Here is an 11,436-nt window from a genome sequence, read left to right as displayed (position 1 = left end):
GGAGGGATTGGAATGGCAAAAGAGATGATTGAGCTAGAAGAATACCAGTATGGTTTCCATGACCCAGACGTTTCCGTTTTTCGCATGAAGCAGGGTTTAAGTCGAAAAGTGGTGGAAGAGATTTCTCGCATGAAGGGTGAGCCTGATTGGATGTTGCAGTTCCGCCTTAAATCCTTGGAGCAGTTCGAGAAAATGCCCATGCCAAAATGGGGCGGTGACTTGTCGGAGCTCGATTTTGATAAGATTACGTACTATGTCAAGCCTTCTGAGACGAAGGGACGTTCCTGGGACGAGGTACCATCAGAGATTAAGAATACCTTCGATAAGCTAGGGATACCAGAGGCCGAGCAGAAGTATCTATCTGGGGTCTCTGCCCAGTATGAGTCGGAAGTGGTTTATCATAACATGCAGGAAGAGCTGGAGAAGCAAGGGGTTATCTTCTCCGATACTGATACCGCCTTACGCGAATATCCTGAGCTATTTAAAGAATACTTTGGAACGGTGGTACCGCCTACAGATAATAAATTTGCTGCGCTCAACAGTGCGGTCTGGTCTGGAGGTAGCTTCATCTATGTACCGAAGGGTGTGAAGGTGGAGGTACCTCTTCAAGCATACTTCCGGATTAATTCCGAGAATATGGGTCAATTTGAGCGGACCTTGATTATTGTAGATGAGGATGCTTTCGTCCATTATGTTGAAGGATGTACAGCACCCATCTATTCCACTGATTCACTTCACAGTGCGGTGGTTGAGATTATCGTGAAGGACCGAGGTCGTGCCCGTTATACCACCATTCAAAACTGGTCCAATAACGTCTATAACCTCGTAACCAAGCGAGCTGTTGCCCACGCTGATGCCACCATGGAGTGGGTCGATGGGAATATCGGTAGTAAATTGACCATGAAATATCCAGCAGTGGTGATGGTAGGACCACGGGCCAAAGCCAATGTACTCTCCATTGCTGTGGCTGGAAATGGTCAGCATCAAGACGCTGGCTCCAAGGTAACCCACCTTGCACCAGATTGTACTTCCACCATCATCTCCAAGTCCATCAGTAAAAATGGTGGGAAGACCACCTATCGTGGCTTGGCGAAGTTCGGTAAGAAGGCACAAGGCTCCAAAGCCAATATCCAATGTGATACCTTGATTCTCGATAAGGAATCTACATCAGACACCATTCCGTTCAACGAGGTACAGAATCAGGATGTCACCTTGGAGCATGAAGCCACTGTTTCCAAAGTGAGTGAGGATCAGCTCTTCTACCTGATGAGTCGTGGCTTAACTCGCCAAGAGGCAACCCAGATGATCGTCATGGGCTTCATCGAGCCATTTACTAAGGAATTACCCATGGAATATGCCGTTGAGATGAATCGATTGATCAAATTCGAGATGGAAGGCAGTATTGGCTGATATCTTCAACCCTCGTCACATTAATGTTGGTGGCGGGGGTATTTATTTTGTTGTGGGCCGCAGGGGGCATGTAGTGACCAACCATTATAGCCTAGGGTAGCTAGGGTAGCTTCGCGGACAGATGGAAACGGCGTATGCAACTTGGTTGACAAAAATTAGCCGTGATGAGTCAGCTGAGGCCATACCCCAATGAAAACTACATATCTTGATACATACCTGAAGTTCCAGTATATTTTTTATAATTTGTACATATGATATAATATTAGTAATTAGTATGGAATTGGGAGGTCATTAAATGGTGAAATTATCGGTTGGATCTAAAGAATTCCAACAAGTGCTTCATAATCTTCGTTTAGAAAATATGACTCTCACCATAGAACTTCAAAGAAAAGTTATCGAAGTCGTAAACCGCAATGAAATAATTACGCCAAAACTCATTCAAAGGATTGTTGCGGATGGGGAAATATAATCCTGAAAATCAAGATGCATATTTATTAAAACATAATTTCTTTGGAGCTACCTCGTATGATGAATTAGAGCAACTGGAAGCAGTTGCTTTTTCTATACGTGCTTCACAATTAGAAAGTAAAGGTTTTGTTTGGTTGCACCCTCTTTCAATTGATACGCTAAAGCGATTGCATTATTTTCTGTTTCAAGATGCTTATCCATTTGCAGGTAAAATTCGAGATGTTCAATTGATGAAGGGACAAACACGATTTTGTCAGGTAGAGTTTATTGAATCAAATTTATATGAATTAATTCTTCAATTGCAAGGGGAATCTGTTTGGAAGTCGATAGAGCAAGCGTCTGAAAGATTAGCTTATTATAAGTCAGAACTTAATATGATTCATCCTTTCCGAGAAGGGAATGGCCGAACGATTCGTTTAGTCATTCGTGAGATTGCACGCAGTCAGGGATACGATTGGGATTTTCAAAAAATTGATCGTCATTATTACATGAAAGCGATGATTCAATCAGTTGTTGACGAATCTCTTTTACGGAAATTATTGAATGAAACCTTGAGCAAGAATTTAACCTCTAATGGCTAAAGCCATATAAATATTCAAGTTAATGAAGAAAAATTATTGCAACTACAACAACAAAAGCAAGTCGTTATTCAACAAATGTTCATCTAACATACAAATAACAAAGCAGCACCTTCCTGTTATTTCTTAGAGGGTGCTGTATCAGTATCAGTAAAAAGGAGATATTCAGTCTATGAATAAAACTAAGTACATAGTTCCTGTGTCAAATTTTTATATTGAATTAGCATTTAAATTAGGTGATTTTATTTATAGTCCTAGTTTTGAATTTTTACAAAAAGGATATGAGGAAGTTTCAACGGATACTTTAACTGAAGAAGAATTCAATGATATTTACATTTATATAGAATCTATTAAAAAATCACATCCACATATTGCTATAAATTCTTCATTCATAATTCTTCAAGACGAATTTATTGAGGTTTCTAGCATTGAGGAATCTTTTTTATTAGTAAATCGTTTATCTGATAAGGCAAATAAATCCCTAGATATCTTTAGAATAAATGAATGTCAAATCGGGAACTATGAAACGCTCCCAGGTATTGCGGGAATTAGTATAGATGGGTTTCGAACTATTTTTCAAAGTAATCCACATACAGGAAAAATTTCTATAGTAAACGGAAAAGTTTCCTTCATGATTAGAGATGGTATTGGATTAAATCCCTTATTAGAACCCTCATTATCAATACATAGTGATCCTTTATACAAATGCCTATTTAGTGATAGAACTGATATTATATATAATACTTGTAGAAATGCTTTACACCGGATTTCAGAAGCAATGTATATGCATAATTTAAATACAGCTTTTATATATTTAGTGAGCACCTTAGAAATGTTAGCTAGTCCAGATTACATTCAATTTAAGAAAGTAAAAACCAAAATACTCCCCTTCATCTCAAAATCTAAGTCAGATTATCACGAACGAGCAAAATACTTAACCGATTTATCTGAGAACAAAAGAACTGAAATTGTTCATAATGGAAAAAACATATTTGATTTATATAGTTCTTTTAATGAAATAAAAAGAGAGATGTTTAAATTGACAGGAATTATTGTACAATATGTTGAAAATGTAATTAAATCGGATTTAAAAACTTATGAAGAATTAGAAAAAAAAAGAAATGAATTGATTTCACTTTTAGGTGTATAACTTATAAAAGCAGGCATACCTATTTTTGTTAGGATATGCCTTTTATCATCACATAATCTAGAAATATTATAATGGATTTTTTAATTGAATCTCCGTGTCTTCACCGTGCCAAGTTGAAATTATAATCCACTTTAAACCATTTGAAGAAATGGCTTTATATCAAATGGTTGACCGGATTTGTTGTTAATAAGTTCGTGCCATTTCGAGCAAAATTAATCAAATTCGAGATGGAAGGCAGTATCGGTTAAGCCAAAAAAGGTGACGGGGAAGTCGTACAAGTCGACTTTCTCGTCACCTTTTTTATGATTGCCAGTCTGAAGGAGTTATTTCTCTTCAATACTGGGCTTTACGGATGTGGATGGTGCAGGAGCTTCTGTAACTTCCTTGAAGGGTGAGTTTTCATACTCTTCACAAATACGGTTGATCAGCTCTTCTGCTTCGTCTTTAATTTTTGTTTTAAATTCCTCGGCTGTTTCTTGTAGTTCTTGCTCAAATTCTTGCTGTTTTCCAAGTAATCTTTGCTGTAACTCATCTTGCTTCTCTTTTAATACTGAATATTGCTGGGAGATATCACCGCGTAGCTCTTTACCTGACTTCGGTGCCAATAGCAAGGCAGCAGTCGCTCCAATAACCCCACCAATCAACGCACCTAAAAAGAAATCCTTACTTTCAATCCGATCATCACTCATGTTTTATTTCCTCCTTCGTTGCTTCATTTATCCTCTGTGCAATCCTTTTCTTTTGACGCCGTTCTCGCCAGACCTTTGCAAGCATTTGAGCTACAGGAATAAGCAGGTTGGATTTTGAGGTTGCCTGTAATGCTGCATCGATTGGCAAGGCTTGTCTCTTTGCCTTGAATGATGCACTCACAGAGTCTAGTTTGGTGTTCACCTTGTTGAGCATCTCTGTGACGGATTTACTCTGTTCCTGCGCCTGTAGGATCACCTGATTCGCTTCTTGAAGGGTATTGGTTGTTTCCTGAACCAGTTGATCCACTTTTTGCTCAATACGCGGTAAGGTCTCATTCCATTGGTTCAATGTAGCTTGCGCTGTTTTTAAGGTTTGTATTACATAGTAGACGAGAAAGACAAAGGCAATGGCTATAACCACAAGACTAAGCTCGGCCCACATCATACCTCCCCCTTCATACTAGATATACCCTGTTGTGTAAATCATGAAACGTCAACTTGGTTTCTTCACCATAACGTAATAATTGAAGAGTACAGTGGGGCATTTCACCTACAAGTCTAAAATCAAGGCTACTTGACCTCGTATGGATAGTTCCTCCATGAGTTTTCTATCCAGCGGTATAAGGCTACCTCCGCTGGTTCAGCAGCAAGGGAGAGAATCCAATAGGAGAGCATAGGATAGTGCCAGCCTGTTGTATCTGCCGAAGAAGGGATGGGAGGCATGGTGGGATGACTATGGATCAGGCCGATCCATTCTTGTTTGCGCTCACAGATTTTATGCAACTCTTGAAGCAGAAGCTGAGGTGAGAGTGAAAATGTCTCGGGAGTAGCCATCACTTCAATGGGAACTAAATCCGTGATATGATGATCATAACCTGTAAGAAGTGCAGCAGCTTCGTGGGGTAGTGCGGATTTAGCGTGATCATGGAAGCGCATTAAACATGATCGTTCAATGATTAAGGGCTGATCAGATTGAAATGGAGACCCGATCATATAACCACTCCTTACTTTATCTTTGTATGGGCATGTATTCACAATATAGCACATTGTATGCTATCGGGTATTTATCGTCATGAGAGGATGGGAATATGCGAAGAGTTCATCTGTTGCATACCAATGATATTCATAGTCATTTTGTCAATCTTCCGCGGCTAGCTACTGTGATCAACGAGAGAAAAAAGGAAGTGACGCGAGCTGGTGAGGATTATTTACTCATAGATTTGGGTGATCATCTGGATCGGGTTCACCCAATCACCGAAGCCTCACTGGGACAAGCAAATATTGAGCTCTTGGAAAAAATGGGCTATCATTACCTGACGCTAGGGAATAATGAGGGCATCACCATGCCCAAGGAGAAACTGCAGGAGTTATATGCACATACTTCTTGTAAAGTGATTCTCAGTAATCTCTTGGATAAGAAGAGCTTGCAGGCACCAAAATGGGTACAACGTTATTCCATCGCAGAACTCTCGGGAATCCGCATCGGCTTTCTCGGTGTTACAGCTCCATTCACCATCTTCTATGAGCAGCTAGGCTGGTATATCCTCGATCCAGTAGAAACGGTGAAAAGAATGGTTGCTGAGCTTCGACCACGTGTTGATCTTCTTGTATTAATGTCCCATTGTGGAATCCAATTCGACGAACGGATCGTCGTTGAGGTTCCCCAAATTGATCTTGTTTTAGGGGCACATACCCATAATTATTTTCCTGATGGGCATTGGGTGAATGAACATTTAATTGCCGAGGCTGGAAAATTTGGTCAGGCACTGGGGCATGTGGTTATTGAATGGGATGATGTGAAGCAACGCATTGTTTCATTGGAAGCCACTTGTGAACCAGTCGATGAGTATGAGGAGAATAAAGAGATTCAAGCATGGATTGAACAAAAAGAATTACTTGCCCATCAAGTACTAGGAGAGGCTATCATACAGTTGAATGATGAATTAACCTTTTCCTGGTATGAAGAGAGCCCTTTACCTAATCTTTTAGCCATCGCAGTACGGAAATGGACCAATTCAGATATGGCTTTGTTGAATAGTGGCCTGATTTTACGCGCACTGCCACAAGGACCTATAACGCGTGAGATGATCCATCAAACTTTACCGCATCCGATTAATCCTGCAGTGGTACGACTATCAGGGCGAGAGGTTGGACAGGTCCTCCGTCACTCCTTGGATGAACGGATCATTCAACAACGAATTCATGGTTATGGGTTTCGTGGTACAATGTTTGGTAGTATGGTCGTTGATGGATTAACAGTTTCTTATCATGGCAATGAGATCACCAGTGTTTTGTTTCAGGGAAAGCCCCTGCAAGCTGATCAATTATATCGTGTGGGAATTATTGATATGTATACCTTTGGCGTGGGATTTCCGGAGTTGGTAGGTGTTGAACGTGCTGAATACTTTCTGCCAGAAATGTTACGAGATCTCTTGAGTCAAGAGCTTCAGAATCCGATGAGTATAATAGATGCAAAGAGGAATCGCTGGATCCGTCTTTCCTGAAATAGAGAAAAATAAAAGGGATTAAGGAGAACAATCATGAGACTTGTATCTATACAACATTGTGTTCCGGGGATGATATTAGCGAAGGATATCTATGACGAGTCGGGGGTTATCCTGATTGCCAAGGGAATGGAACTGACTCCACGCTTTATTCGCCGTATGAGTCAGATGGGAGTAACACATCTCTTCGTGATCGATGATGCAACAGAAGGGATCGAACCGCTGGAGACAGTTTCTCTAGAGGTTCGTAAAGAGGTGATGTCTGCCATTCATGATTCCCTTGATTCACTTCTAATCGAAGAACCATGGCGTAATAAAGTACAACGCCCTGCGGAGTTGCATAAGCGTCTACTCCAATCCGTCCATCTCATCATTGATGAACTGAAAACACAACCCACTACATTACTCATGCTTGGGAATATCTATGTCACAGATCATGAACTATATAAGCATTCCTATCAGGTGATGCTCTATAGTCTCGCTTTAGGGTTCCGTATGGGATATAACGATCAAGAGCTTGCGGAGCAGGGGCTGGGCGCAATCTTTCATGATGTGGGAAAACAGATGATTCCTTCAGAAATTCTAAATAAACCAGGCAAGTTGACAGAGGAAGAGTTTCAACTCGTTCAACAGCATACATGGACAGGGTTTCAGATCTTGCGGAAGCAACCAGAATTATCCCTACTTGTGGCTCATTGTGCTCTTCAACATCATGAACGCATAGATGGAAGTGGTTATCCCCGTCAACTCTTAGAAGAGGATATCCAGCCCTATGCACAAGTAGTTGCCATTGCAGATGTGTACGATGCATTGACATCCAATCGGGTCTATCGAGGTGCCATGTTACCTCATGAGGCTTATGAAATTCTCCTGGCTGGGTCAGGCAAGCTATTTAATCCGAAAATGATTGAAGTATTTCATAAAACCATCTCCATGTACCCCATTGGGATGAGTGTCCGCTTAAGCACAGGAGAATTAGGTGTAGTTGTAGATGTTCATTCCAATATTCCTGAGCGGCCGGTGATTCGGGTGCTTTATGATGCAAATGGGGAACCCTATTGCAAGATTTGTGAACGTGATTTAAGCAAACAGCTCCATGTGATGATTGAAGAAGTTGATGTTCCCTTACCCTTCTCTAATTGAAGGAATGCTAGAAGGAAGGCGCAGTTTTCAATATAAAAAGCCCATGCACTGGTCTTCATGAGCCAGGTGCATGGGCTTGTTGCTATTAAGGTCGACGTTTTGCAAAATGGAGCAGGGTAGGATGAATCTGTTGCAGCTGATCGTGGAGATCTTGAAAAGTTTGTCGAATATCCCATTGTGCTTCATCGGATGTCCGTAAGTTGATCAAATGATAGAGTTCCCATAAGGAGATGGTAGCCATCAGCTGACGATGATGAGCATTGGTCACCGCATAAGGAGCCACTTGTGGAAGCTCATTGATTAATTGGACATAAAGCTGATTGGCATTCTCCATCGCTCTTTGGAAGGGAGCGGTCGCACCAGCAGCAACAATATGTGGAGGGATCGTATATCCATTCACAATGGTTGGCTCCTGATAGGTGAAGTGTGTCTTACGATTATGCCGTAAGAGCTGGTGCCAGTTGGCTTCGGAGATCTGGAGCTGAACGGTATAGTTCACATGTTGGAATAGCTCTAACGGATGATCGAAGAATTGGAGATTGGATAAGCCGTTGGAAACAATACTTTTTAGCTCTTCCTCTGTGGCTTGTTCAGCCCGTTTGTCCGCTTCATCATAGCCTAGTTCTTGGAACTGCATCAGTAGTAGGGATGCGAGCTTTCTTAGTGTGGCAAGCTCTTCATCTACAGAGAGGATTCGAGCATGGGATTTGCTCTCACCTTCACACCAATCAGCCTTAGCGATTAATTTTGCATAATTTTCAGCATGAAGGTTTTCTCTTGTTTTTAGTTGATATTGGTTCGCCTTAATGTGCCGAAGGAGCGTGGGGATGACTTGACTAACTTCATCGGTTAACTGTTGGCCAAGCTCCTGCATTTCTGGGTAGGGTGAAGAAAGCAATTGCACGATGGCATCCCGTACTGCTCGTCCATTAATGGTCATCCCTAATTGGGTAAAGGTAGCATTACTTAATACATAACGTGCATCCTCAAAGGCGATCTTCTCAATTCGCATTTTATAAGCCCGCTCTGATTCTCCAGCTTGTAAAGGGATCTCCTTCTGGAGATATTGAACCAATTGATGAAAAAGTTCTTCATAAATGGAGTAGTTTTCCTCTTGCACAGCAATAAAGCGTTCCTTCAAATGTGGAGCTTGCGCCAATTCGACAGGAAGATAGTATGCTCCACGCTGTGGACGTTGATAGCGCTGACTATATTCTGTGAAGCTACCAAAAGAGGTAGCTAACTCTAGTGCAGCAGAAGCAAGTCGGCTGATTTGCTCTATCCCCACATGGGCAACAGCGTGTTCAGCCACGGAGGAGTGACCGTATTGGACAACCCATTTCTCGTGAAAGGAAGAGGCTTTTTTGGATAGCCAGAGCTGACTTGATGTCCCTTGTTGAATGCCCAGTTCTTCATCCTCCAAAAGCTGACGAAGATTTTCCCGAAAGCTTTTCGGGCTACGACTAACGTATGCAAAAATAACAGCGATTACTTCTTCAGGTAAGTTAAAGATGGTATAAACATTCTTGTCTGTGTTTGAGACATACTGAGATAGGTCAATGGCGTTATTTGTTTTTGATTCCACGACAATCCTCCCTTAATATGGACAATTTTTCCCCAAATGTCCAAGCTTTCTTAATCATATCGTTTTTTCGCTCAGATTTGAAGTGAAGGAATTACTGAGTTCAATTTTGCCAACTAAATTTAAAACTTTAAATATTTTTTGAAAAAATACTAGCATATTAAAAAAAGTCTGCTATAATATATTCTTAATAGACGAGATATTCAGAAAATTAAGAGAATCTCGCATACTGTCGAAAGGAGGAGTATTTACATGGAAGAAAGACAAAATTGGGGCTCACGTGCAGGATTTATCATGGCAGCGGTGGGCTCAGCGGTAGGACTTGGAAACATCTGGCGTTTCCCTTACATCGCATATGAGAATGGGGGTGGAGCATTCCTCATTCCTTACTTATTTGCACTATTAACAGCAGGTATTCCTTTGCTGATTCTAGAGTTTAGTATTGGTCAGCGCATGCGGGGCTCTGCACCATTAGCATTTAGCCGCTTAGGGAAGTTGGAATGGTATGGTTGGTGGCAAGTAGGCGTCGCTTTCATTATCGCAACGTATTACTCTGTCATTATCGGTTGGTCCATCTCGTATACAGGATTTGCTGTTTTTCAGAGCTGGGGTCAAGATACTGGATCATTTTTGTATGAGTATTTAGGCGTAACGGACTCATGGAATGTAAGCTGGTTAGGTGGAATTCAGTGGGGTGTCTTTATTCCTTTACTGGTTGTTTGGCTAGTGGTGTTCGGTGTTCTCCATCGTGGGGTTAAACGGGGAATTGAGGCTGCTGGTAAAATTTTTATGCCGCTCTTATTCTTATTGATGATTTTAATGGCAATTCGTGGTCTATTCCTCGATGGTGCAATGGCAGGACTTAATGCTTTCTTTACCCCAGATTGGAGTGGGATTACCAATCCAAAAACATGGTTGGCAGCTTATGGGCAAGTCTTCTATAGTCTGAGTATCGCATTTGCCATTATGTTAACGTATGCCAGCTATTTACCGAAGAAATCAGATATCAATAACAATGCATTTATCACTGCATTTGCTGATAGTGGTTTCAGCTTAATCTCTGGTGTAGCAATTTTTAGTGCCATCGGTTTTATGGCTACACAGTCTGGTGGAGCAGTTGACGAGTATGCGAAGTCTGGAGTAGGGCTTGCATTTGATGTTTTTCCACAGATCCTTAATGTAATGCCCCTGGGTAAACTGGTGGGTGTCCTATTCTTCATCTCGCTTGTCTTTGCAGGGCTAACATCACTCATCTCCATTGTGGAGACATCAGTAGCTGCTGTGATGGATAAATTCCAGTTACCCCGTCGTAAGGCAGTAAACTGGGCGGTTGGCTTGGCAGCATTCTTTAGCCTTTTCTATGCTACTGGTTCAGGCTTATACATCTTAGATACGGTAGACTACTTTATTAATAACTATGGTGTCGCTTTATCGGGTCTCTTCTTTGCCATTCTGATGGGCTGGATTTTGAATAAGACGGAAGATATTCGTGATTATAATAATAGTATCTCTGAAATCAAAGTAGGAAGATGGTGGAATTTCTCAATTATTGTTTTGACACCATCTGTCCTTGGCTATATGGCGTTACAGCAATTGAAAACAGACCTGACCACGAACTACGGAGATTATCCAGATTCGCTTATTTCCATCGGTTGGGCAGCAGCGATTGGTGTCATCGTGATGGGCTTCTATATGCAGAGTATTAGAAGTACCAATCCACGCTTTAAAGTAGAAAAATCTGGAGAGGAGGAAGCCGTGTGAGTGGAAGTGCCATTGCCATGATGATGTTGGGATTTGTTGGCTTATGGGGGGGCTTTGCCATCTGTGTAAGTATTGCGGTGAAGCGAGGAAAACAGAGCTTCAAACAAGGTGTAGATGCATAGGAAATCCATGTAAACAATCAAAGAGGTAA

Annotated in this window: 12 protein-coding genes; 8 read left to right on the top strand and 4 right to left on the bottom strand. The window is 41.4% G+C overall.

Going from position 1 to position 11,436, the window contains the following annotated elements; all coding sequences use genetic code 11:
* Positions 1-12 precede the first annotated feature (12 nt).
* The 4 genes from sufB to BN1691_RS05670 all read left to right on the top strand — a co-directional run bounded on the left by sufB (position 13) and on the right by BN1691_RS05670 (position 3,606).
* The gene (gene sufB, locus BN1691_RS05680) at positions 13-1,410 is read left to right on the top strand and encodes a Fe-S cluster assembly protein SufB (protein WP_048601276.1); all 1,398 of its coding nucleotides are present in this window, start codon (positions 13-15) and stop codon (positions 1,408-1,410) included.
* A 295-nt stretch (positions 1,411-1,705) separates the two neighbouring features.
* On the top strand, positions 1,706-1,879 hold the full coding sequence (locus BN1691_RS14390; RefSeq protein ID WP_147545695.1) for a Zn-dependent hydrolase: 174 nt from the start codon (positions 1,706-1,708) through the stop codon (positions 1,877-1,879).
* Entirely contained in the window at positions 1,866-2,459 is a 594-nt protein-coding gene (locus tag BN1691_RS05675; protein ID WP_048601275.1) for a Fic/DOC family protein, read from the top strand. Before BN1691_RS14390 ends, BN1691_RS05675 begins: the two co-directional genes overlap by 14 nt.
* Positions 2,460-2,628: 169 nt before the next feature.
* Positions 2,629-3,606 (top strand): hypothetical protein, encoded by a 978-nt coding sequence (locus tag BN1691_RS05670; RefSeq protein WP_048601274.1) that lies wholly within the window; start codon positions 2,629-2,631, stop codon positions 3,604-3,606.
* Between the two features lie 323 nt (positions 3,607-3,929).
* Here the strand turns inward: BN1691_RS05670 and BN1691_RS05665 are convergent, their stop codons facing one another.
* The 3 genes from BN1691_RS05665 to BN1691_RS05655 form a co-directional block, all read right to left on the bottom strand.
* Positions 3,930-4,295 (bottom strand): YtxH domain-containing protein, encoded by a 366-nt coding sequence (locus BN1691_RS05665; protein WP_053083711.1) that lies wholly within the window; start codon positions 4,293-4,295, stop codon positions 3,930-3,932.
* A complete protein-coding gene (locus BN1691_RS05660; RefSeq protein WP_048601273.1) occupies positions 4,288-4,737 on the bottom strand; it encodes a DUF948 domain-containing protein in 450 nt (149 codons plus the stop codon). Before BN1691_RS05660 ends, BN1691_RS05665 begins: the two co-directional genes overlap by 8 nt.
* Before the next feature lie 128 nt (positions 4,738-4,865).
* Complete coding sequence (locus BN1691_RS05655) at positions 4,866-5,288, bottom strand: M67 family metallopeptidase (RefSeq protein WP_048601272.1); 423 nt, start codon at positions 5,286-5,288, stop codon at positions 4,866-4,868.
* Between the two features lie 95 nt (positions 5,289-5,383).
* Here BN1691_RS05655 and BN1691_RS05650 point away from each other — a divergent pair, with 95 nt between their 5' ends.
* The gene (locus BN1691_RS05650; RefSeq protein WP_048601271.1) at positions 5,384-6,799 is read left to right on the top strand and encodes a bifunctional metallophosphatase/5'-nucleotidase; all 1,416 of its coding nucleotides are present in this window, start codon (positions 5,384-5,386) and stop codon (positions 6,797-6,799) included.
* Between the two features lie 36 nt (positions 6,800-6,835).
* On the top strand, positions 6,836-7,942 hold the full coding sequence (locus BN1691_RS05645) for an HD-GYP domain-containing protein (protein WP_048601270.1): 1,107 nt from the start codon (positions 6,836-6,838) through the stop codon (positions 7,940-7,942).
* Positions 7,943-8,027: 85 nt separating this feature from the next.
* On the opposite strand, the gene BN1691_RS05640 is transcribed toward BN1691_RS05645, so the two are convergent.
* Positions 8,028-9,527, bottom strand: a complete 1,500-nt coding sequence (locus BN1691_RS05640) for an FAD-dependent thymidylate synthase (protein ID WP_048601269.1) — start codon at positions 9,525-9,527, stop codon at positions 8,028-8,030.
* Positions 9,528-9,776: 249 nt separating this feature from the next.
* On the opposite strand from BN1691_RS05640, the gene BN1691_RS05635 reads away from it, so the two are divergent.
* Complete coding sequence (locus tag BN1691_RS05635; RefSeq protein WP_048601268.1) at positions 9,777-11,285, top strand: sodium-dependent transporter; 1,509 nt, start codon at positions 9,777-9,779, stop codon at positions 11,283-11,285.
* Complete coding sequence (locus tag BN1691_RS14385) at positions 11,282-11,407, top strand: MetS family NSS transporter small subunit (RefSeq protein WP_147545692.1); 126 nt, start codon at positions 11,282-11,284, stop codon at positions 11,405-11,407. Before BN1691_RS05635 ends, BN1691_RS14385 begins: the two co-directional genes overlap by 4 nt.
* The last annotated feature ends 29 nt before the right edge of the window (positions 11,408-11,436 follow it).

This window comes from Rubeoparvulum massiliense (assembly GCF_001049895.1).
Classification (GTDB): domain Bacteria; phylum Bacillota; class Bacilli; order Rubeoparvulales; family Rubeoparvulaceae; genus Rubeoparvulum; species Rubeoparvulum massiliense.
Note: the sequence above shows the minus strand (reverse complement) of the source record. Positions and strands in the feature narration are given on the sequence as shown.